A 21,713-nucleotide genomic window follows, 5' to 3' on the forward strand; every position below is an offset into this window, starting at 1 on the left:
CCGATCTCGAACGGCACCCCCGCACGCTGCCCGATCTGCGGTACGTGTCGGTGACCGGTGAGGCGCTGAAGAAGGAGCTCGCCGAGCGCTGGTTCACCGCCCAGCCAGGGATTGGGCTGGTCAACGCCTACGGGCTGACAGAGACCTCGGACGACACCAACCACGAGGTCATGGACCGGGCGCCGGACCGGATCCTGCTCGGCCGCGCGGTCAACAACGTGCGCGTGTACGTCGTCGACGAACACCTCACGCCGGTGCCGCTGGGTGCCCCGGGCGTGATCGTCTTCTCCGGGCTCTGTGTCGGCCGCGGCTACATCAACGACCCCGAACGCACCCAGGCGGCCTACCTGGCCGATCCGCACCACGAAGGCATGCGGCTCTATCTCGGCGGCGACTACGGCCGCTGGCACCCTTCGGGGAAGCTGGAGTTCCTTGGCCGCCGCGATGCCCAGGTCAAGATCCGCGGGTTCCGGATCGAGATCGGCGAGATCGAGAACACCCTGCTGCGCCTCCCCGATGTCCGCGACGGCGCGGTGGTGGTGGTCGAACGGGGCGACCAGAGCAAGCAGCTGGTGGCCTTCTACTGCAGCCCCCAGCCCCTGGAGCCCGGCATCCTGCAGGACCGCTTGGCCATCTCACTGCCCGCGTACATGATCCCGGCGTCCTTCCACTGGCGTCAGAGTCTGCCGCTGACCGCCAACAGCAAGATCGACAAGAAGAAGCTGTGCGCGCTCGCCCTGGAACTCGGCACCGGCGAGGACGATCACGAGCCGCCGGCCACGCCGACCGAACAGCGGCTGGCGGCCGCCTGGGCGACGGTGCTCGGCATCGCGCAGGACCGGATCGGACGGCGGGACCACTTCTTCGACCGCGGCGGCACCTCACTGTCGGCGGTGAAGCTTGCGATTGCCTTGGACCGCGCCGTGTCCCCCAAGGACGTCACCGGCCACCCGGTCCTCGCCGACCTCGCCCAACTGGTCGAGGACAGACCTCAGCGACCCGCAACCGAACTACTGGCCTCCTCCTGAACCACATCGAAAGGAAAAGCACCATGCCGTACCCGACCCCGGTGTCCCTGCTCAACGTGGACCTGGACCCCGGCAAACCCGCGATCCTGCACACCGACGCCCCCGACGACGCGCCAGGCTGGGCGGCCGAACATCGCCACAACCTGCGCTCCCTCGTCACCGAACACGGCGCGCTCCTCATCCGAGGCCTGCAGCTCCGCGACGCGAACCAGGCCGGCGCCGTCCTCCGCCGCCTGGCCCCCGCCCTGATGACCGACAAGGAAGCCTTCGCCCCCCGCCAGACCTACACCCCGGGCGTGTACTCCTCCTCGACCTGGCCGCCGAACCAGCCGATGTGCATGCACCACGAACTCAGCTACACCCTGCATCCCCCCTGCCTCATGCTGTTTGCCTGCCTGACCGCACCCACCACCGGCGGAGCCACCGCCATCGCCGACGCCCCCACCGTGCTCGAGGCACTGCCGCCCGAAGTGGTCCACCGGTTCGAACAGGAAGGCTGGCTGCTGACCCGCACCTACAGCGACGAGATCGGCGCCTCCTGCGCCGAGGCCTTCGGCACCGACGACCGGACCGCCATCGAGGACTACTGCCGCGCAGGCGCCATCGAATTCGCCTGGCAACCCGACGGCAGCCTGCGCACCCGTCAGCGCCGCCCCGCCGTGACGGCCCACCCGGTCACCGGCCGCCGCTGCTGGTTCAACCAGATCGCCTTCCTCAACGAATGGACGATCGAACCCGAAATCCGCGAATACCTCATCGACGTCTACGGCGCCGAGGGACTGCCGTTCAACACCCGCTTCGGAGGCGGCGACCCTATTGGCCCGGACATCATTCAGCTCCTCAACGACACGTACACGGCCCACACCACCCGCGAGCCGTGGCAGGCCGGCGACCTCATGCTCGTCGACAATGTGCGCACCGCGCACAGCAGGGAGGCCTTCCAAGGACCACGTGAGGTACTCGTCGCGATGGCCGAGCCGCTGCGCCTGGCCGAGTGCCCGCCGATCGCCGAGGTAAGCGCCGGATGACTACCGTCCGTTCCACCGCAATGGAGCCCGCCATGTCCCAGCCGCACACCGTGCCACCGTTCGCAGTGATCTCCGGCGCCCAGGTCCAGCACGCCCTGCAGGACCGGGAAAAGCAGATCGTGGACCTCGTCGAGGCCACCTACCAGCTGCACGCCGCCGGAGAGTCGGTCAACCCACCCTCCTACTTCCTGCGCTTCCCCGACCGCCCCTCCTCCCGGATCATCGCGCTGCCCGCCTCGATCGGCGGGCAAGTGCGGGTGGACGGCCTCAAATGGATCTCCAGCTTCCCCGACAACGTCCAGGCCGGCATTCCCAGGGCCTCCGCAGTCCTGATCCTCAACGACCACGACACCGGCTACCCCTTCGCCTGCCTGGAAAGCTCCATCATCAGCGCCACCCGAACCGCCGCATCGGCCGCCCTCGCCGCCGACCACCTCACCCGAAACCGGCAACGGCCCACCCGCATCGGCTTCTTCGGCACGGGCCTGATCGCCCGCTACATCCACACCTTCCTGACCGGCACCGGCTGGACGTTCGACGAGACCGGCGTCCACGACCTGTCTCCCGACAGCGCCGCCGGCTTCCGCGACTACCTCCAACAGACCGGCACGGCCGGACGGATCACCGTGCACGACAGCCCCGAGGAACTGATCCGCTCCAGCGACCTCGTCGTCTTCGCCACCATCGCCGGCGAGCCGCACATCAGCGACCCGGCCTGGTTCGACCACAACCCCCTGGTCCTGCACGTGTCCCTGCGCGACCTCGCACCCGAGATCATCCTCGCCTCAACCAACATCGTCGACGACGTCGAACACTGCCTCAAAGCCAACACCTCTCCGCACCTGGCCGAACAGCTCACCGGCAACCGCGACTTCCTCCACGGCACACTTGACGACGTCATGACCGGACGAGTGACACCCCCCATGGACCGGCCACTGGTGTTCTCACCCTTCGGCCTCGGAGTACTCGACCTCGCCGTCGGCAAATACGTCTACGACGAGACGGCCCGCTCCGGGCAGCTCCTCGTCATCGAGGACTTCTTCCACGACCTGCGCCGGCACGGATAACCGGCCCACAGCACCCTGCCGCGGAGGAGGAGGCCAACGGACCGTATCCGCTGCCGAAGGCCAGGAGCAGAGCGCTCCGCCGCCGGGACAGGCATCGACGGATGTCTGTGCGGAGCCCTGCCCGGGACGGACTGAGGCCGGGATGCGGACCGGGAAGTTACGGCTGGGCGGAGGGTTGGTTCGGTGGCTTGGCGTGGGAACGGACCCCGGCGCGAACTGTGAGTGTTCGAGGTCATGGTTCGAGGGACTGACCTGTGGCAGCAAGCTCGGCAAGGGAGAAGGGGATCGACGAGCGGAAGTACCCTTCCGCGGCACCGAACAGGTCGTCGTTTGAGGGCCATAGTGGTGACGCTCTCCGCGGTTCGGGGCAGTGTGGCCGTGGCCCGCAGGAATCACCACACGCGCTGTGACTGCGGCGACGTCCTCGTCGGGGTCGTTCGCCCGACAGTCGGCGGGTGGTCCCGGTACTTGTGGGCTGTGAGGGCAGGGCGGCGACTTGGAAGGCATCTGGTCGCTGGTCAAACGGACCATCGGCAACCTCGCTGCCGCGAATCTCGACCAGCTCGCCAGAGCCATGAAACGAAGCCTCAATCAGATCCAGTACCGGCCACACCTGGTCAACGGATGCCTCACAGGCACTGGCCTGACGATGGACAACTGAACACGATCACGCCGACCGGCATCACGCATTCAAATTCAGTAGCCGATCCGGATAGAGCGACGGATCAGAAGGTGCCCACGCTGCAGCGCGTCGAGTTGGGGCTCCGCCACCAGCGACCATCCGCCGCCCCGCCCGCGCTGTGAATAGACGGGACTGCCAGCGGTCGCCAGCGCCTCCAGGTCACGGCGGGCCGTCCGTGCGGCCACCTCGAGTTCCGCTGACATCTCGGCCACGGTCACCCGCCCGCGCGTCTGCAGGAACAGCAGCGTCGCCACCAGACGATCAGCTCTCATGCCGATCAATCTCTTCCAGAAACTGGCCAGAAGATGGCCTATTTGGCTTCCAGGATGGGACTCATGACCGAAACAGCGAACGTTGCCGAGACGCTGACCGCCGTCACCCTCGCACCCGCAATTGCCCCTGGCGCCGACCCCCGTCCGGGCCTCGCGAAGGCAATCGCCCTAGCGGGGCGCACGCTTGCCGCCGTAAGTGCTGACCAGCTTGACGGGCCGACGCCCTGCACCGAGTACACCGTCCGGCAGATGTCCAACCACCTCGTCGCCATCCTGCGCAGGGTTGCCGTGATCGGGCGCGGCGGTGACCCCTTCAGCGTCCCGGCGATTGCGGACGACGTCGCCGACGGCGACTGGACGACGGCCTGGGACGCCGCCGCCCGCGAGGTCGAGGCCGTGTGGTCTGAGCCCGCGATCCTGAGCCGACCGCTGCGCCTGCCGTTCGGCACCCTGCCGGGTGCGGCCGCCGCCATCGTCTACACCACTGAGTTCACCCTGCACACCTGGGACTTGGCCACCGCGACCGGCCAGTGCCCCTCATGGGACCCGGCGGTGCTGGCGGTCTGCCTTACGGCCATGCGACGCGCCGTGCCGGCCGAACCGCGCGGCGGCCACATGCCGTTCGCCGCGGTCGTGGACGTCGATGCGGACGCGCCGGAGATCGACCGGCTCGTGGCGTGGTACGGCCGACAGCCGTAAGCCGGAAGACGTGGCAATGACAGCCAACGTAAATGGCCACAGTGCGTATCGAAATGGGAGCTGGGGGGCCGCGTTGTTGTAGGCCCGAGCTGTGCGTGGCCCACCGTTGAGCTCGTCGTACGGGTTGAGGTGAAGCGTGACAGGCATAGAGCCTGGCCAAGTTGCTCTGTCGTCAGCGCGCGTCCCAGCTTGGGCTGGCTGCCTCGTACGCGCACTCGCGACTGATGGTGTGCGAGCCGTTGACTCGTTCGTAGCCCGTGCGCTTCAGCTGCCAGGTGTCGCCCCACGGTGTGGTCTTGCACCAGTAGCTCAGTCGGGCATAACCGTTGCCACTGCACTTCGCCCATACCGCGGTGTGGCCGACCCCGACACTGCACGTTACGGCCCTGGCGCCTGACGCCCCGCTCTCCACCGCGTGGGCGCTTGCAGCCGCTCCCACCAAGCCGACACCCGCGAGTACTCCAGATGCCGCTATGAGGCTGATCTTCCCCCGCAGCGTGCCGCGGTCAGTCTGTTGGAACCGCATGAACTCTCCTCACTTCAGATCCGATTCAGCTGGACTGCGTCCGGCCCCGCGGTTCAGCAGGGTTCATCGGTTGACCGGTCAGCGACGAGCCTTCTGCTGTTGCCGGAACGGGGCAATGACAAACGGCTGTCCCGGACAGCCGCACGTTGTCCGGCCTGGTCAAGGCCATTTCCATATCTTGTCCCGGTCAGATCCGAGCACTGTCGCCGTGTGTTCAGGGACCCCCACGCCCCTTGCTGACCTTGCTCCACCACCGGACACGGCGAATATGGCGTTGGCGCAGATCAGGACGTGGCGCCAACTGTTGTGTCCACCGGCCGAATTGAACGGAAAGGTCGAACGCTCCCACCGGATCGATGCCGAAGAGTTCTACCGGCTCCTCGACGGGGTCATCATTGACGATGCGGGCGTCTTTCAACGACGAGCTGCGCGACTGGGAGAACCACTGCAACTACCGTCGCCCCACGGCGGCCTTGGCGGCCAGACTCCCGACGAACGCCTCAGGAGAAGACCACGACCCAGGCGTCATCGATCAGCGTCAGCGGCACAACTCGGCGTGGGGCACGGGCATTTCGATGTTCGTGCACGAGCACCTGTCCGAGGCCGCCCACAACCGGCTCGCGGAGTTGCTCGGCCCCGCGCCGCTGTGGATCCTGCCGCATCTGCGCCGCATCTGCTCCGGATCGAGCCGGCCCGGAGCGTGGGTGCGCCGGTACGACGGTGACCACCGCTACCGGGCGGTCGCGCAACGCGCTGGACGCGGCAGGCCGTATCGACACCCCCGTCCTGCTGCTCGCGGGTTACGACAACGGGCTGTGGCTGGACTCCCAGAAGCTCTGCCACGAGGTACTCGCCCAGCGGCAACCGCAATTGGACGTGGCGTACACCGAGATTCCCGGCTACGGTCACCCCGACACGTTCCTCGGCCGGGGCGCCGCCCTCGACGTGTTCGGGCACATTTCGACTTCCTCGGCAAGCGGCGGTGACGGACGTCTTCCGGGGCGGCCGGAGGCAGCACCCGGCCGTACCCGGACCACACCCCAGGAGGTAACGACCCATGCCGCAGCTCGCTCTCGACGGCGCAGCACTGAGGTATGACGACGAGGGCCCCCGTGACGGTGACGGCGTGCCCCTGGTGTTCATCCACGGCTGGACGGCCAACCGGCACCGCTGGGACCACCAGACGGCACACTTCGCCCCGAAGCGGCGGGTCATACGGCTCGACCTGCGCGGGCACGGCGAGAGCAGCGGGTCGGGGGCGCGGACGATCGAAGAGCTGGCCGCGGACGTCCTTGCCCTCCTCGACCACCTGAAGGTCGACCGGTTCATACCCGTCGGCCACTCCATGGGCGGGATGATCGCGCAGACCCTCGCCCTCGGCCATCCCGAGCGGATCGAGCGCCTCGTACTGGTGAACTCGATCAGCCGGATGACCTACAGCCGGGGGAGGGGCCTGCTGATGGCGGTATCCACGCTGGTGCCGTTCAAGTTGTTCGTCGCCGCCAACATCCAGCGAGCCTTTGCCCCCGGCTACCCGCGCGAGGAGATTCGCGAGTACATCCGGGCCTCCTCGGCCACGCCGCGGGAGGTGGTCATGACGTGCTACGCCGCCATGCGGACCTTCGACGTCCTCGACCGGGTCGGCGAGATCCGCACGCCCACCCTGTTGGTGCACGGCTACCACGACATCCAGCTGCCCGTCGCGCAGATGCTTCGGATGGCCAAGGCCTACCCGGACGCGCTGGTCCGGATGGTGGACGCCGGCCACGAACTGCCGGTGGAGAAGCCGGCGGAGCTGACTGCGGCGCTCGACTGGTTCGTGGCCGACCGAGCATAGGGCGGTAGGCGGCCGAGCGGATCGCCTGCGGGTCTTCGTCAAGGCCATCTGGCCGTCGGGAACTCGGAAGTGGCGGTACGCGTAGGCGCGCTCTCCAGGCGGTTGAACTTGCCCAGCGTTCCCCCCCAGGCGCAAGCCAGTCCGGATGACGGGTCGTTATGCCCTCGAAGCGGAAGCCCATGGGCCCGCCGCAACGAGTCCAGTGGCGTGGCAGGTACTGACGAGGGCCCCTGGGGGCGGGATCCGCTTATAAAACGCCTTCGATGATGCGGAAGTCGCGCTCGACGCCGTCGGACAGGGCGAGCAGCGCCTGCTGGTAGGCCTCACTCGCGTGAGCTGCGACGGCCTGTTCGAAGCTGTCGAACTCGATCAGGACGACGCGCTCGGCGACGCCGTCGTCGTGGGCGACGACCCGCCCGCCGCGGGCGAGCAGCCGTCCGCCTCCGGCCTCGACGGCCGGACCGGCCAGCTTGTTGTAGGCAGCCAGCTTCTCGGGGTCGGAAATGGTGCGGTAGGCGCTGACCCAGTAGCCCTTGGCCACGAGAACCTCCAGTGTTCGGAAAGTGCGCGTCCGAGAATGCACGTCGGAAAGTGCACGTCGGAAAGTGCACGTCTGACGCCGGATTCACTGCTGCGAGCGAGCGTACCCGGCGGAAGATCACCGGGGTGGTTCAGGGAACGTACTGGTCAGCGACGCGCAGGAGCCTCGCCGTCGAGCAGGGGTTGCAGGAGTGGGATGTACAGATCGGCGACTTCGTCGGGGGCCAGGCTCGTCAGCTGGTCGGCCTGGACGGTCGCGTACAGGGCCCCGAGGCCGAGCAGCACGCCGATGGCCAGTTCCGCTCGCAGCGCGGCGTCCGGCCCGGGGAGTCGGGCGGCGAGGGCGTCGATGACCTGCGTGCGGAAGTTGGCCCGGGCCTGTCCGCCGAGTTCCAGGTGGTGACGGGAGAAGGCGATGCGCAGGATCGGGTCGCGGGTCTGGCCGCGCTGGGTGGCGAGCAGGTGCAGGACCATGTGCCGGGCGAGGCCGTCCAAAGGGGCGTCGAACAGGGCGGTGGCGTCGGCGTCGAAGGTGAAGACCTGGTTGAACAGGTGCTCCTTGGAGCCGTAGTACTTCATCACGAGCGCCGGGCTGACGCCCGCGTCATCGGCGATGGCGGCGATGGTCGTGTCGGCGTAGGCATGGCGCGCGAACGCACGCCGGGCGGCGGCGAGGATCTCCGCGCGCCGCGCGTCGGCGTCACGCGGTCGTGCCGCCCGGTCCGGTGCCGGGCCGGGCGTCGGCGGCGCCGGCACCGGTGCCGGCGGGTTCCTGGACGTCGTTCGCGGGCGGCCGCTGCGGGGGGAGGCGGAGCTCGGGCCGGGCATCGTGTTCAGTCTCCTGGAGGGGGGACGGCGCGGGTCGCGGCTGGCGCGGGATGAGGCGGGCGGCCGCACAGGCCAGCAACGCGACCGCCCCCGCCGCGGCGAAGGCCACGCGGTACCCGTCCAGGGTAGGCGCCGCCACGGCCACGCCCGACACGCCGGCGAACACGCGGGTGTGTTCCGCCAGCACGGTGGCGACCACCGCGCTGCACAGGGCCTGCCCGATGGTGCGCATGAGGACGTTGAGGCCGTTCGCCGCGGCGGTCTGCTCCAGCGGCACCGCCCGCATGATCAGCATGGGCAGCGCGGAGTAGGCGAGCGCCGTGCCGACCGACACAACGGCCGCACCGGCGATGACCGCCCACAACTGCCGACTGTCGGCGAAGCGCAGCCCATACCCGGCCGCGATGACCACCGTGCCCAGGGTCAGCGTGGCCTTGGCCCCACGGGCGGCGGACAGTCGGGCGGACAAGGAAGCGCACAGCACCATGATCACACCACTGGGCAGCAGGCACGCACCCGCCGCCACCACCGAGAGACCCAGACCGTACCCGGTGACCCGAGGCGTCTGGATCAGCTGCGCGGTGACGAGGGAGTTGGCGTAGAACGCGAACCCGGCCAACAACGCGGCCACATGCGGCAGCAGAACCGCCGGACGCATCGCGAGCCGCACGTCCACCAGCGGCCGCGACACCCGGCGCTGCTGGACGGTCCACCCCGCCAGGATCAGCAGCGCCGCCCCCGACAGACCCAGAATCCGCCGACTACCCCACCCCCACTCACCCGCCTTGGACAACGCCAACAGCAAAAGCACCAGCCCCGCACTCAGCCCGCACGCCCCGACCAGGTCGAACCGCCCCGGCGACCGAACCGGCTCCTCCCGCAGCACCCACCACGCCAGCACGAGCACCGCCGCCGAGAGCACGGTCATCGCCCAGAACATCGCATGCCAGTCCGCGAACTGCACCAGCAGCGCGGCCAGTGGCAGACCGAGAGCAGCACCGATCCCCACCGTCGAACTCATCAGCGCCACCGACGAACCCGTCCGATGCGGCGGTAGCACGCCCCGCAGGAAACTGATCGACAGCGGCACCACCGCGGCCCCCACCCCCTGCAGCCCACGGCCGGCCAAAAGCCAAGGGAGGGTGGAGGCGAACGAGCACACCAGCGACCCGACGGCGAGCGCACCGAGCGCGACCAACAACATCCGCCGCTTGCCGTACATGTCCCCGGCCCGCCCCAGCAACGGCGTCGCGACCGCCCCTGTCAGCAACGTGAGCGTGACCACCCACCCGACATCGACCGGCGCCGCGCCGGTCAGCCGAGGCAACTGCGGCAGCAGCGGCACGACGGCGGTCTGCACCAGCGTGGTGACGATACCCCCTGCCGCCAGAACGGCCATGACGCGGCGATCGGCGGACGGAGACGGGGATGGGGACGGGGGCGGGGATGGGGACGGCGAATCAGTGGGCACTGCGAAACCCTCTTGAAGGTGAATGACGTTCACCACTGTAGGTGAACGTCGTTCACCTCGCAATGCGGTTCCGTGGACGCCGCCTGCCACGACGGCCTCAAGCCGCGACGGCCGGCACGGCGGTGCCGGACCTGAGCAGGCCGATTTCGGTCGGGACGGCCAACCGCTCGGGCCGATGATGCTCGACATCGAGGCCGGACACCGGTACGGATGTGCAGGGCCCTTGATGAGGTGCCCGGCATCCCGGACGGACCTGCGGCGTTGCGCAGTCCGGCCGGCCCCGACCTCTGTCGTGACGGCCAGCCGATAGCCGGTCATGCGCGACAGTGACAGAGCTCGGGGGATCAGCAGTGTGGTCACGCACACTTCGAGTCGGCCGCGCATGGTGTCCACGAGGCCTTGCGGGGCCGACGTCCGCGGCCTCGCGTTCGGCAGGAGTCGGTGGCCCGCTTCGTGGTCAGTTGGTGAGGGCGCGCAGATGGGGGCGCAAGGCCTCGGCGAGCGCGGCCGGGTGCGTGAGGTAGGGCACGTGCCGGCCCGGGAGTTCGAGGAGTTCAGTGTGCATCTGGGTGGCGAGCCACTGCGATTCTTCGTACCCGTGGTGGTAGACCGCACTCGGGTCGCGGTTGTCGGCGCCGGCCGTGACGATGCGCGGGACCTTTACACGGGAGAGTTCCTCAGGTGTGGGTAGGTACTCGATGAAGGCCCCGAGTTCCACGCCGAGGAACACCTCTGCGTTGGACAACAGCCGTTCACGGACCTGTGGTTCGACGGCCGCCAGGCCCTCCTCGCCCCAGGCCCAGCGGAGCAGAGCCCCCAGCGCACCCGACAGCCCACCCATCGCCATGCCCTTTTCGAAGAAAGCACCCATGAGCCTGCCTACCTCATCTGGGTCGGAGCTGACGGAGATGAACGGCGGCTCATGGAAGATCGCCGCGCGGACCACTTCGGGGTGACGCAGCACGAGGTTGGTCAGAATGACTCCACCGCCGCTCGCACCGAACACCACGGCCGGAGCGAGACCGAGTCCGCGCAGCAACCCCGCAGCGTCATCGGCCTGTTCATCGACGGACGTCGAGACCCAGTTCTCAGGACGCGGACTTCGCGAGTTACCCCGCCGGTCATAGGACACTATGGTGAATTCGTCCGCGAGCGCCTCGGCCGTGCTCGTCCATAGCCCGGCGTCGCCAGTGACTCCCGAAATGCACAGCACCGCAGGACCGCGACCACGCTGCTCGTAGTAGACAGTGGCGTCGCCGATGTCGATGGTGCTCATAACGGCCGCCTTCCCGGAGTTTCGGCCCCCGCCTCCACCGCGCATTCTGCCTTGTGGCGACTTTGCCCGGCCGGAGGCACGTAACGAGATTTCCTGACTCAGCGGCACCACCGACCGAGCGCCGCCTCCCGCCGGCGGCCATGGCCTCGGTGGTCCGTAGGGGCGTGACGCACGAAGAAGCTCCGGCCAACCGGGACGGGATGACATGGCCGTTTCTTATGGAGCATCGCGCATATCAGAGCGAGGGTGATCTGATCAGCGCATGACCAATGAGCACTGTGCGACGCGCACCCACATTGAAGTGTGGAACGGGCGGGTACTGCCGGACGGGCTGGTATCGATCAGCTTCGGCACCGTCCTGCGCGGTTCTCTGCTTCCCATCGTCGTCTGGCTTGGAATCGCTGCCTTCGTATATTTCGTCTACAACCCGCTGGTCGCAGTGGTCGAAGGAGTCCTCTTCCTGGCCTCCTTCTCGGTGGGCTTCGCGCTCCGAAGAAGGTTGAGGCACTCGATAAGGTGCAGCATTTACGGTGCGGTGGGAGGGGTGCTCGACAAGTCGATGGCGGGGTTCTGAGCCGTTCCGCTGCCCGGCTGACCGGCGGCGAAGGCGACGACCGGCCGCTTCTGGCCGGCGAGTTCTTCGTCCACGTCCGCAAAGGCGCCCGATGCCCTGTCCCACGGAAGGCCGCTCAGGCGGGCCGCAAGGCGTCCCCAACCGGCTGGCACGGCTGCGGCGGTGGCACCGATGGAGCGGTCGGTGGCGTCGACGGTGGAGTACTCGACCCGGGCCTCGTCCAGGACCCGGTCCAGCTCGGGTCCGCCAAGGTGTGCACCAAGACGGGGAGCCCGCCCTTCCTCCTACGCAGCTACGGCTCAATCGCCCGGCACGGCCGGAGCGCAGGGGTCAGGTACTGGTGGGCAGGGGGTCGTGGGGGAGTTGGGCGAGTATGAGGCGGCCGTCGGCGCGTACGTTGCATTCGCTGATGGTCCGGGCTGCCTGGTGGACGTGTCCGTCCCGGGTTTCGAGGCGGAGGGTGACGGTGACTTCACCGAGTCCCAGGCGTTGTCCGTCCTCGGCGGCGAGCCGGCGGTAGAGGGTGTTGGGCCAGCGGCCGGGGTCGCTGTCGTGCCACACCTTCACGGCGACGTCGTGGAAGCGGCATTTCTGTCCGCCGTGCGGCTCCTGCAGAAAGGAGTGACTCAGCGGCAGGGTGCCCAGCAGGGGGACGAGGCGGGTGTGCAGTTCATGGTTTTCGACCAGCCGGTGGCGCTGCCAGTGTCTGCCGGAGGGAACAGTCATCCGCACCGTGGCGAGCAGGTAGGGGTGTCCGGCCGGGGCGGTGACGGGAAAATCTGCCCGCCACACCGGCCAGGGCGGTACCGGAGGATCGGGCTCCGGTAACGGGCCGTTCCGGCTGGTCAGATGCACCCCGTGTTCGGTTTCCACGAGCAGATTATGACCCGTGCCCCGCCGTCGCGGGCGCGAACACCGATACGACCGGGCTCGTTGGGACTGCTGGGAACGGCGCCTACCTCCTCCGTCGCTCCGGGTGCACGCCGTGCCGCTGCGGCCCGCACCGGCGGGACACTCGGCCTCCTGTCAGATGCGCACCGGCCTGAGCTCGGCCGCGTCGATCAGCGCTGCGGTCAGCCGGTCGACCTCAGCCGGCGCACCGGCGATCTCCACACCGTGAGGTCAACTTCCGCCACAGCGAGTACAGTTCCTCCCTTCCGCGTATAGACACGGCGGCGGGCCCCAGCGAGGCGGGAACAAGGATCGTGGGCGGCCGGCACCCGGACAGTGATGCCGCCGAACCCGACCGAGCCCACGTGCTGAAAGATCGCCAACTTCGACCTGGGTCCCCAGCGCCCTGACACCGGCTCGACGTCCTGGCGGCCCGCTCCTTCGACGGGAAAAGATTGGCCTGTGGCGGCGACCGTCCTGACAATGGTCATGGTCGTGCACTGAAACGAGCCCGGCTGAGGATTCGATGGACGGGGTGGACGCGCTGCTGGCAGCGTATGACGAACAAGTACGGGGACATGTGCCGGAGCGGGCGCCCGTGGGGGCCGTCATCGAGGGGGACGGCACGGTCCTTCGGACCCACTACGGCACGCACGGCACGGTCCACCATTCTCCGTTGACCGGCGGGACCGGGCCGATGGAGGTGACCGGGCTGATCCGTCGGCAGCAAGCGGCCTTCGCTGCCCGCTTCGAGCCGGTCGAGTGGCGGGCGTACGGCCACGACCCGGTCTCCATGGACGAACCGCTGCGCGCCGCCGGTTTCACGGCCGTCGGTCCGGAACGGACGCTGCTGATCGCGGACCTCGACGACGTGACGGGCGCGGTGGCGCCGGCGAAGGGCCTGCGGGTGCGGCGGCTGAGCTACGGCTACCACCGGGCTAGGGAGATGCGTCGTCTCGTCGAGGCCGGTGGCCCGTACGCGCGCGGCCTGGCGGACGTCCGCGAGGACCACGGGAACAGTCTGAGCTGGGACCTGAACGTCCAGCTCTTGGAGGCGGAGACCCGTCTCATCGGCGTCGGCTGGGCTGAGGCCGTGGGGCGCACGGAGTTCGTAGCCGTGCGCGGTATGACCGGCCCGCATGCCGAGTTCCTGCCGCACTGGGTCCAGTGGGCCCGCAACAGCCATGGCCTCCACCTGGCTATGGGCGCGGCACCGGACCGCCGCTATCTGACGGCGGAGGCACCCGCCGGTCCGGTCAAGGATGCCCTCCTCGCAGCCGGCTTCCGCGCCGTGTCGGCCGTGCGCACCTACTGCTGGACCCCCCAGGGGCCGCAGCCCGCGTCCACCCGCCCGGTGAGCATGCTCCTGGACGACCGGGAACACGACGCGCTCTGCGACGACTTCGAGGCCCGCTTCGCCTTCAAGCCCAGCTACACCTACTACCCCGGCATCGAGGAGCCACCGGACTCCGTCACCTGGCACGTTGGCGACATCACCGACACTCGCCATTTCCACCGGCTGATGTGCAATCTCCCCGACGACCACCGGGTCAAGCGCCTCCAGGCCGTCGTCGAACGCGGGCTCCGCGCCCGTCTCCGCCCCGACGAGCCGCTCTTCTCGGTCAGCTGGTGGCATCAGGGATACCGCTTCGACCCCGCCCGCGTCGGAGGCCCAGGTCAACCGACGTGGCCGGGCGCCGCGTGCTGGGAAGGCGAGTACTACAAACTCCTCACCCGTGACCTGCGCATGGGCACCTTCTGGCACCCCTGGGAGGAGTCTCTGTGCGTCTTCGGTGCCGACCTCCTGGCCGAGGTCGAGGACGACCTCACGGCCGTCCTCGGCACGGTGATGCGCCGCGGCGGCCGTAACACCGGCAACGTCTGGACGTATGAGTCGACGAGGGGACCGATTCCGGCCCAGGGGCACCGAAGTGCGTGACGCCTCGGCGCTGCACGGCGAGCCGCTATATGAGGCGCTCAGCATGACGGAGCGCTGACACGAGCCGATCGTCTACTGAACCTTGAGGTGATCGGCACACTGGAGCGCGTTTCAAAATCCCGTTGCCTACAGTGGCTGCTGCATATGATCCTCCCGGCATGGACTTTCCACAGCAGGTGATCGAACTGGACGACCTCGCGCTGCGCGCATTCAATGGCGAGGTGGACCTTCCGGAGCTCTTCCGGGTCATTGAGGAGTCCCTGGACCACCTGCGCCCGTGGATGCCCTGGGTTGCTGAGCACAGCCTGGCCAGGACCGCCGACTTTCTGGCCGGCCGCGCGGAGCGCTGGGCGAGCGGTGATGAGTTCACCTACGCGATCGTGTTGGACGGGGCCATCGTCGGCGCCTGCGCACTGTGCCGGCGTGATGACACCCCGGACAGCAGCCGTGAGATCGGCTACTGGCTGCACCCGGCCACCACCGGCCGTGGCGTGGCCACCCGAACCGCCCGCGCCCTGGTCGAACAGGCCTTCCGCCTTCCCGGCATCGACTATGTCGAGGTCGTCCACGACCCGGCCAACCTTGCCAGCGGCGCCGTCCCGGCCCGCCTCGGCTTCACCGAGCACCTCCGCCGCCCTGCCGAGCGTCTCGCCCCGGCCGAGACCGGCGAGGTCCAGATCTGGCGACTGACTCGCCGTCAGGCAAACACCCTGACTGCCGCTGAGGCTTGTTGACGGGCACGGGCGGGAGACCCGGAGCGGCGCCAGGGCAGGCTGTTGTGCCCCACTCGCCTGTTGGTTCTCTCAGGCTCCGGCATCTCTCAGCCAACAGGATCAGCGACCCGATGACCACGCCGGCACGGTAGCGGACGGCGAGCTTGTCGAACCGGGTCGCGACGGTCCGGAACTGCTTCAACCGCGCGAAGCACCGCTCGACCACATTGCGGCCTCGATGGGTCCCTGTATCGAACATCGGAGGCCGGCCGCCTCTATTGCCCCGACGAGCCCGGTTGGGGCCTGGTCGCGGCGGTGGTGGTCAGCCCGTCCCGGGACCGGCCGAGCGCCTCGCGATGCGCAACTGCTGCCGGATCATCCGGTAGGGCCTGTTGCGAAAGCAGCTCGTGGTGAGATCCAGCGAACTGGCTGGAGCCCTGATGACGAACGGCGATGCTATGTGGTTCCCGCGGGGGTTGCTCCCGCTGTGGTGAGGAGAGCGACGGTTTCGGGATGAGGGCCGTCGATCGCCCAGTTGATTGGTGAGCGGCCCGTGCCGTGATCTTCACGAAGGTTCGGATCGGCGCCGCGCGCCAACAATTCGCGCACCGTTTCAGTGTGTCCCCAGCATGCGGCTGCGCACAGGGGCGTGCCTTCCGAGCCGAGTCCGCTGCTCTCGGTGTCCGGAGAGGCCCCGGCCGCCAGGAGCAGGCGGGCGATCTCGGCTTCTCCATTCACGGATGCCACATTGAGAGGAGTGGTGCCCTCACTGTCCGCTCGGTTCGGGTCGGTCCCAGCCCGCAGATGTGCCTTCACTCTGATGGTGTCGCCCATCAAGAGTGCTACGAATAGATGTCGGGACAGCTTCTTCCGCTTCCGCTGGTTCATGAGTGCCGAGGTTAACGACTGGGCGCGGCGGGGCCACTTGTATCCACTCGTTGATGGCAGCGCCGACCACGGTCGCTGCGTAGCGAACGGCAAGTTGGGTGGTGCGGTGCGCCCGACGAACGGTGGGGTGGCGGGCGCCGGGTACTGTCGCCGGGCAACCGTGTGAAGAGGGGAATGCGCCTGTGGACCTGGGCATCGTCGGGCAGGCAGCCGGGCTGTTCACCGTCACCAACATCGACGACATCCTGATCCTGTCCCTGTTCTTCGCCCAGGGCGCCGGACACCCCGGCTCCGCCCGTCGGATCGTCATCGGCCAGTACCTCGGCTTCGCCGCGATCCTCGCCGTCGCCGTCGCCGCCGCGTTCGGCGCCACCTTCCTGCCCGCGTCGGCCATCCCCTATCTGGGGTTGCTGCCCCTGGCACTCGGCCTGAAGGCGGCCTGGCAGGCGTGGAAGCACCATGGTGACGAGGACGACGAGCAAGAGGCGGCCGAGGGCGGTCCCAAAGCGTTGGAGGTCGCCGCGGTCACCTTCGCCAACGGCGGTGACAACGTTGGCGTCTACGTCCCCGTATTCGCCACCGCCGGCGTCGGCGGAATGAGCGTGTACGCCGTCGTCTTCCTGATCCTGGTGGGCGTGTGGTGTTTCGCAGGCCGGTTCTTCGCCACCCGTCCCGTCATCGCCAAGGCGCTCAGCCGGTGGGGCCACATCCTGCTGCCACTGGTCCTGATCGCCATCGGCCTGCTCATCCTCATCGAGGGTGGCGCCTTCGGCCTGTAGCGCCGGGTGGGGAGTTTCGGCGAGCAGGTCTGTGCCCTGGCAGAGCAAGAGCTGGGGAATATCAAGGTTCTGGCAGCGGTTTCGTGAAGGGCACGGCCGGGGCGAGACCGCGGGTCGCCGAAGTGAAGTGCGATCCGTGCCCGGTAGGCCGTAGCGTCCTGGGATGAGCAGCTTCAACACGCACCAGAGACGGGTCTACGACAAGGGCCTGCCCGCGCGCGTCCGACATACAAATCTGCGGTCTTGCATTGTCCACTTCGCGCCCTACGGCTTCCGAGCCACGTATCACCATCTTTGCCTCAGTGCGGGGATTCCAAAGAATCTGGAGAAGGATCCGGGCTCGCTCATACGCGCCGTAGAGGAGTTGCATCACGCCCGACAGCTTTGGCTCGCTGACGAGCGTGCCTATGCCAACAGTCGCCGAGCGGACAAAGCACGTGGCTTTCGGCAGGTGAGAGCAGACGATTCCTGGCGAGGCTGGCAGCGTGGGTGGGGGAACATTGCCTACTGTCCCGAGCCGACGATCCATCCTGACGAGCCGCTGCCCGTGGTCGTCGAGCGGGTACTTCGTTCGTCGGTCCCGCCCGATGAAGCTCCTACGCTGACGTGCCGTGTATGCGGAAACCGGGACAACACCAGCGTCTGGCACGACGGTGTCTACCGGATCCATCAACTGTGCAGGGAATGCGGGGTCAGCCTCGCGGTGCAGCGGGCCGACGCGCCCGACCCGCTGTTGGCGGCCGACCACGCCCGGCAGTGGAAGGAGATCTGGAGGCTGCGCAATGAATCTCCTCGCAGTTGCCCAAGCTGAGTTTCGGCACAGGGGTCGGCATCACGGTGGGGTGAGAATCCGCGCTCGGAGGAGTGCGAAGGATGCGCGGCCGTACATGCTCCGTTTGAGGAGCTTGATTCGGCAGACGTGGCCCTCAACCACGCCGGAGCTGTAGGACAGGGTGAGGCCGGCGGTGACTGCATCGATGTCCTGGCGGAGGAAGCTGGCGAAGGAGCGGATCGGCCTCAGGTCGCAGCCTTCGGCCTGCCGAATCCACTCACCCAGCAGGTGGCCGCGACGGTGACGGACCAGGTCGGCGAAGGCGCGGGCCAGGTCGCAGGCGTTGGTGATGTCTGGGCAGGCCAGGCGGACTTGCTCCAGAGCATTGGTCTCTCGCGGTGGGAGGTTCTCCCGTGGCCGCATGATCCAGCCGGTGATCTTGCGGGGAGCCGGGACAGGTGCGGGGGCCGGGACGGCTGTGCCGTCACGCAGGGTCCCCACGTAGCGGGAGAGCGTGGAGTACCCGCCGCGGAAGCCGCGTTCGCGGATCTGCTGGTACAGCTCGGTGGCAACGGTGTTGCCGGCGGCGAACTCGGCCTGCAGATACGGCTTGAACCGGTCGAGGGGTACGTTCCGGCGGTCGCGGGCGGATGCGAGCAGGACGTCGAAGCTGGTGTCGCGGTAGCGGCGCACAGTCTTGCGGTCCAGGCCGAGGCGGCGGGCGATCTCGCTGAGCGGGTAGCCGACGTCGACCATACGGTTGATCTCCTCGTGGCGCCGTACGACCCGGTCCACGATCAACGTCGGCGGCAGGGCCTCCAGTGCTGGCATCCTCGGCTCGGCCCGCTGGGTGTGTTCGGCATATTTCTGCAGGCAGGGGCGATGCTCATGGCAGGTCTTCTCCACCGCGAGCGAGAGGTTGCGCAACAGGTGCCAGCGATCTGCCACCTCGGTTGCGTTCGGAGCGGCTTCTTTGACGGCTCGGGTATAAGCACTGGCCCGGTCTCGGTACACCACCTCGGCCCCAGGGTGCTCGCGCAGCCAAGTGGCCAGCGTCTCGGAGGTCCGATCGGCCAGGACGTCGACCGGCCGCCGGGTTTCGATGTCGACAAGGATGGTTCCGTAGCGAGCGCCTCGCCGGAAGGCGAACTCGTCTACCCCCAACACCCTCGGGGCCTGCTCAGTTACCGCCGGAGTGTGGATCAGCCGTAGGAGTCTCATTCGCCCGGCGGGCACGGAGAGTTTCCTGCACAGTCGTGCGCCAGCCCGGCCACCCAGCTCTGCCGCGATAGCTCGGAGCCAGCTCCGTAGTGCAGCACTGGCCTGCTGGTGGCGTTCCGTCAGACCTGTGACTTGCTCAACGAACGTGCGACGCAGGCAGGTTGGAGTATCGCAGAAGAACCGGCGCACGGTCAGCCGGACCAGTCGCGGCCGACCGCCTATTGGGCAGTCGGCCAGAGTGCGGCGGTAGCGGCTGTGCACCCGACGGGATACCGCACCACAGTCCGGACACGGTCTCGAAGGGCAGGTACTCAACGCGTCCACGAGCAGCTCGCCCCTGAAAGCCGCCACACGCTCCACCGTCACCCCGGCTATCCCGGGAAAGAGCAGGTCTTCAACTGATAACCGTGCAACCCCCATGACCAGGGCTTTCCCGACCAAGCCACAGTTTGACCTCGTCATTCACGAAACCGCTGCCAGAGCCAATATCAAGGCTCTGACCGCGCTTGCGTGAACTGTTGATCTTGTCGGTGTGGGTGGCTGGTGGGGCATCCTGGTGCGATGGATGATGTCGAGGTGACATGGCAGTCGTGGCTGTCGGGACTTGCTCCGTCGAAGCGGGCCGCGGCGGAGTCCCTTCGGACGCAATTCGAGGCTCTCGGTGCGGCTGATGCGCCGGATTGGGCGAGGTCGGAGGTCGATGAGAACCTGCCGCAGCTGGCACGCTCCGTGCTGCTCCGTTCCCTGTGGCGTGGTGCGATCGACTGCTGGGCAGGCCCGGGAGCTTTGGAACAAGTGGCGGCGGCTCGGCGCCTGCTGGATGCGGGGGCGGACAAGGACGACCTGGTGCTCCTGGCTAGGGCCGTTGCCTACGAAGCCGTCTTCGCTGCGGTGGACGAGCTCGATTGCGGCGGGGACGTGAACGTGTCCGGTATGGATGTCGGCTGGGTGGTCATGGAGTCTGGTGAGGACGGTTCTCCTACCGGTCGCCTCCTCTCGGGTCTTCACGAGGACCTGCTGGCGATGGACCCAAGTGGTCGCGACGGCGCGGACCTGTGGCAGTAGGTCACATGGGCTCCATCACGGCCGGGTGAGGATGCGTATCCGGAGGAGCCGGAACGATGCCCGTCCATACATCGCCCTCTTGATCGTTTTCACGCGATTGACGTGGCCCTCGACGATGCCGGAGCTCCATTCGAGGGTCAGTCCGGCGGTGACTGCGTCGAGGTCCTGACGGAGGAACGCGGCGAACTTTGCGACAGAGACGAGGCCGGACTGTTCAGCCTGGCGAATCCAGTCGGAAAGCAGCTGACCCCGGCGGTTGCGGACCAGGTCGGTGAAGGATCGGGCGAGGTCGCAGACCCGCGCGATGTCCGGGCAGGCGAGGCGGACCTGGTCGAGTTGCTCAATCTCCTCGGCGCTGAGGCGGTCGCGGTTCCGCATGATCCATGCGGTGATCCGGCGCGGGCTCGGGATCTCGGGAGGTGCGGACGGGGCCGTGCCGGCATGCAAGGTGCGCAGGTAGCCGGTGAGTGTCGAGTAGCCGCCGCGGAATCCGCGCTCGCGGATCTGCTGGAAAAGCGTCCGTCCGCAGGTGACCCGCGGCGAACTGCTGCTGCAGGTACGGCTTGAAGGTGTCCAGTTGCTCGGGGCGGCGGTCGCGGGCACTGTTGAGGAGTTGGTCCAGGCTGGTGTCGCGGTAGCGGCGGACCGTCTTGCGGTCGAGGTCGAGACGGTGGGCGATGTCGCTGAGTGGGTAGCCGTCGGCGACCATGCGTGTGACTTCGGCGTGGTGGTGCAGGACCCGCTGGACGATGCGCGTGGTCGGTAGTGCGTCCAGCAGCGGCATCTGAACCGGGTGCTCGCTCACCCGTTCTGCGTGCTTCTTTAAGCAGGGCCGGTGCTGATGGCAGGTCTTCTCCACCGCGGCGGACAGGTTCTGGAGCAGGTGCCAGCGGTCCGCGATCTCCAGGGCGTCCGGGACTGCGTCCTTGACGGCCTTCGTGTAGGCGCTCGCACGGTCGCGGCAGATGATCTCCGCGCCGGGGTGCGCGGTCAGCCAGGTGGCGAAGGTCTCTGAGGTCCGGTCGGGCAGCACGTCGACGACACGGCCGGTCTCCACGTTGATCAGGATCGTTCCGTAGCGGCGCCCGCGCCGGAACGCGAACTCGTCCACGCCCAGCACCCTCGGCGCGCGTTCGGGCACATTCGGAGCTTCCAGGAGTTCCCAGGAGTTCCAGCAGGCGGGTCCGACCGGCCGCGAGACTGATCTTGCGGCACAGTCGCTCGCCTGCCCGGCCGCCGAGCTCGGTCGCTATCGACCGCAGCCACCGCTTCAACCGGAGGCTGTACCGCCGACGGCGCTCACTCAGACCCTCCACCTGCTCGACGAAGGTCCGGCGCTCGCACCGATTGCGCTCGCAGAAGAACCGCCGTACCCGAAGCCGTACCAACAACTTCCGCCCGGCCACGGGCAGTTCCGCGAGTCCCCGCCAGTAGGTGGAGTGGACCCGACGTCCCCGGTCTCCGCAGTCCGGACAGCGCGGCGGCCGACCGCATGCCGCCGCCTCCAGGACTACAAGCTGCGGTTCCACGATCAGTCGCTTCAACTCGACGCCGAGGCCGGGGAACAGCACATCCTTGATCGCGCAAAGGCTCACGAACAGGAAATGCCGCAGGGAA

Annotated in this window: 23 protein-coding genes and 3 pseudogenes; 13 read left to right on the top strand and 13 right to left on the bottom strand. The window is 68.1% G+C overall.

Annotated elements, in window-relative coordinates; translation table 11 throughout:
• The 4 genes from AB0D12_RS36530 to AB0D12_RS36545 all read left to right on the top strand — a co-directional run.
• Positions 1–1,028, top strand: a 1,028-nt coding sequence (locus tag AB0D12_RS36530; protein ID WP_362693008.1) for a non-ribosomal peptide synthetase, incomplete at its 5' end; no start/stop codon positions are given.
• Positions 1,029–1,051: 23 nt separating this feature from the next.
• Positions 1,052–2,056, top strand: a complete 1,005-nt coding sequence (locus AB0D12_RS36535; protein WP_362693011.1) for a TauD/TfdA family dioxygenase — start codon at positions 1,052–1,054, stop codon at positions 2,054–2,056.
• A complete protein-coding gene (gene sbnB / locus AB0D12_RS36540; RefSeq protein WP_362693014.1) occupies positions 2,053–3,123 on the top strand; it encodes a 2,3-diaminopropionate biosynthesis protein SbnB in 1,071 nt (356 codons plus the stop codon). The genes AB0D12_RS36535 and sbnB overlap by 4 nt, the downstream gene beginning before the upstream one ends.
• 496 nt (positions 3,124–3,619) lie before the next feature.
• Positions 3,620–3,784, top strand: a complete 165-nt coding sequence (locus AB0D12_RS36545) for a hypothetical protein (protein WP_362693016.1) — start codon at positions 3,620–3,622, stop codon at positions 3,782–3,784.
• A 107-nt stretch (positions 3,785–3,891) separates the two neighbouring features.
• Here the strand turns inward: AB0D12_RS36545 and AB0D12_RS36550 are convergent.
• Positions 3,892–4,077 (bottom strand): annotated as a pseudogene (locus tag AB0D12_RS36550) (HTH domain-containing protein); the annotation flags it as partial.
• 63 nt (positions 4,078–4,140) lie between these two features.
• Here AB0D12_RS36550 and AB0D12_RS36555 point away from each other — a divergent pair.
• Positions 4,141–4,776, top strand: a complete 636-nt coding sequence (locus AB0D12_RS36555; protein WP_362693019.1) for a TIGR03086 family metal-binding protein — start codon at positions 4,141–4,143, stop codon at positions 4,774–4,776.
• A 172-nt stretch (positions 4,777–4,948) separates the two neighbouring features.
• Here AB0D12_RS36555 and AB0D12_RS36560 read toward each other — a convergent pair whose 3' ends face one another.
• Positions 4,949–5,302, bottom strand: a complete 354-nt coding sequence (locus tag AB0D12_RS36560; protein ID WP_362693022.1) for a hypothetical protein — start codon at positions 5,300–5,302, stop codon at positions 4,949–4,951.
• Positions 5,303–6,022: 720 nt separating this feature from the next.
• Between AB0D12_RS36560 and AB0D12_RS36565 the strand changes: the two genes are divergently transcribed.
• Positions 6,023–6,400 carry a hypothetical protein gene (locus AB0D12_RS36565; RefSeq protein ID WP_362693025.1) on the top strand — a complete coding sequence of 126 codons (378 nt, stop codon included), beginning with the start codon at positions 6,023–6,025 and terminating at the stop codon, positions 6,398–6,400.
• Complete coding sequence (locus AB0D12_RS36570) at positions 6,360–7,139, top strand: alpha/beta fold hydrolase (RefSeq protein WP_362693028.1); 780 nt, start codon at positions 6,360–6,362, stop codon at positions 7,137–7,139. The genes AB0D12_RS36565 and AB0D12_RS36570 overlap by 41 nt, the downstream gene beginning before the upstream one ends.
• A 247-nt stretch (positions 7,140–7,386) precedes the next feature.
• On the opposite strand, the gene AB0D12_RS36575 is transcribed toward AB0D12_RS36570, so the two are convergent.
• From AB0D12_RS36575 to AB0D12_RS36590, 4 genes are all read right to left on the bottom strand, one after another.
• Positions 7,387–7,680, bottom strand: a complete 294-nt coding sequence (locus tag AB0D12_RS36575) for a DUF1330 domain-containing protein (protein WP_362693031.1) — start codon at positions 7,678–7,680, stop codon at positions 7,387–7,389.
• 146 nt (positions 7,681–7,826) lie between these two features.
• A complete protein-coding gene (locus tag AB0D12_RS36580; protein WP_362693034.1) occupies positions 7,827–8,435 on the bottom strand; it encodes a TetR family transcriptional regulator in 609 nt (202 codons plus the stop codon).
• A complete protein-coding gene (locus tag AB0D12_RS36585) occupies positions 8,380–9,906 on the bottom strand; it encodes an MFS transporter (protein WP_362693037.1) in 1,527 nt (508 codons plus the stop codon). Before AB0D12_RS36585 ends, AB0D12_RS36580 begins: the two co-directional genes overlap by 56 nt.
• Before the next feature lie 529 nt (positions 9,907–10,435).
• Positions 10,436–11,254 (bottom strand): alpha/beta fold hydrolase, encoded by an 819-nt coding sequence (locus AB0D12_RS36590; protein WP_362693040.1) that lies wholly within the window; start codon positions 11,252–11,254, stop codon positions 10,436–10,438.
• A gap of 262 nt (positions 11,255–11,516) precedes the next feature.
• Between AB0D12_RS36590 and AB0D12_RS36595 the strand changes: the two genes are divergently transcribed.
• Positions 11,517–11,828: a hypothetical protein gene (locus tag AB0D12_RS36595; protein ID WP_362693043.1), complete on the top strand. Its 312-nt coding sequence runs from the start codon at positions 11,517–11,519 to the stop codon at positions 11,826–11,828.
• A 330-nt stretch (positions 11,829–12,158) separates the two neighbouring features.
• On the opposite strand, the gene AB0D12_RS36600 is transcribed toward AB0D12_RS36595, so the two are convergent.
• Positions 12,159–12,701, bottom strand: a complete 543-nt coding sequence (locus AB0D12_RS36600; RefSeq protein WP_362693046.1) for a hypothetical protein — start codon at positions 12,699–12,701, stop codon at positions 12,159–12,161.
• 544 nt (positions 12,702–13,245) lie between these two features.
• Here AB0D12_RS36600 and AB0D12_RS36605 point away from each other — a divergent pair.
• The gene (locus AB0D12_RS36605) at positions 13,246–14,658 is read left to right on the top strand and encodes a DUF2716 domain-containing protein (protein ID WP_362693049.1); all 1,413 of its coding nucleotides are present in this window, start codon (positions 13,246–13,248) and stop codon (positions 14,656–14,658) included.
• 158 nt (positions 14,659–14,816) lie between these two features.
• Positions 14,817–15,392, top strand: coding sequence for a GNAT family N-acetyltransferase (locus tag AB0D12_RS36610; protein ID WP_362693052.1), 576 nt, complete (start codon positions 14,817–14,819; stop codon positions 15,390–15,392).
• A gap of 94 nt (positions 15,393–15,486) precedes the next feature.
• Here AB0D12_RS36610 and AB0D12_RS36615 read toward each other — a convergent pair.
• Together AB0D12_RS36615 and AB0D12_RS36620 are read right to left on the bottom strand one after the other, a co-directional pair.
• Positions 15,487–15,669: pseudogene (locus tag AB0D12_RS36615) on the bottom strand (IS5/IS1182 family transposase); the annotation flags it as partial.
• Positions 15,670–15,827: 158 nt separating this feature from the next.
• Positions 15,828–16,259, bottom strand: coding sequence for an ankyrin repeat domain-containing protein (locus tag AB0D12_RS36620; protein WP_362693055.1), 432 nt, complete (start codon positions 16,257–16,259; stop codon positions 15,828–15,830).
• A gap of 182 nt (positions 16,260–16,441) precedes the next feature.
• Between AB0D12_RS36620 and AB0D12_RS36625 the strand changes: the two genes are divergently transcribed.
• The gene (locus AB0D12_RS36625; protein WP_362693058.1) at positions 16,442–17,038 is read left to right on the top strand and encodes a cadmium resistance transporter; all 597 of its coding nucleotides are present in this window, start codon (positions 16,442–16,444) and stop codon (positions 17,036–17,038) included.
• Positions 17,039–17,201: 163 nt separating this feature from the next.
• Positions 17,202–17,849 carry a hypothetical protein gene (locus AB0D12_RS36630; RefSeq protein WP_362693060.1) on the top strand — a complete coding sequence of 216 codons (648 nt, stop codon included), beginning with the start codon at positions 17,202–17,204 and terminating at the stop codon, positions 17,847–17,849.
• Between the two features lie 21 nt (positions 17,850–17,870).
• On the opposite strand, the gene AB0D12_RS36635 is transcribed toward AB0D12_RS36630, so the two are convergent.
• Positions 17,871–19,493: an ISL3 family transposase gene (locus AB0D12_RS36635; protein ID WP_362693063.1), complete on the bottom strand. Its 1,623-nt coding sequence runs from the start codon at positions 19,491–19,493 to the stop codon at positions 17,871–17,873.
• 99 nt (positions 19,494–19,592) lie between these two features.
• Between AB0D12_RS36635 and AB0D12_RS36640 the strand changes: the two genes are divergently transcribed.
• Positions 19,593–20,096: a hypothetical protein gene (locus tag AB0D12_RS36640; protein WP_362693066.1), complete on the top strand. Its 504-nt coding sequence runs from the start codon at positions 19,593–19,595 to the stop codon at positions 20,094–20,096.
• Positions 20,097–20,111: 15 nt separating this feature from the next.
• On the opposite strand, the gene AB0D12_RS36645 is transcribed toward AB0D12_RS36640, so the two are convergent.
• From AB0D12_RS36645 to AB0D12_RS36655, 3 genes and pseudogenes are all read right to left on the bottom strand, one after another.
• The gene (locus AB0D12_RS36645) at positions 20,112–20,474 is read right to left on the bottom strand and encodes a transposase (RefSeq protein ID WP_362693069.1); all 363 of its coding nucleotides are present in this window, start codon (positions 20,472–20,474) and stop codon (positions 20,112–20,114) included.
• The gene (locus AB0D12_RS36650) at positions 20,437–21,237 is read right to left on the bottom strand and encodes a transposase (RefSeq protein WP_362693072.1); all 801 of its coding nucleotides are present in this window, start codon (positions 21,235–21,237) and stop codon (positions 20,437–20,439) included. Before AB0D12_RS36650 ends, AB0D12_RS36645 begins: the two co-directional genes overlap by 38 nt.
• A gap of 220 nt (positions 21,238–21,457) precedes the next feature.
• Positions 21,458–21,691, bottom strand: a pseudogene (locus tag AB0D12_RS36655) (transposase family protein); the annotation flags it as partial.
• Positions 21,692–21,713 lie beyond the last annotated feature (22 nt).

Origin of the sequence: Streptomyces sp. NPDC048479 (genome assembly GCF_040651435.1) — a bacterium.
GTDB lineage: Bacteria > Actinomycetota > Actinomycetes > Streptomycetales > Streptomycetaceae > Streptomyces.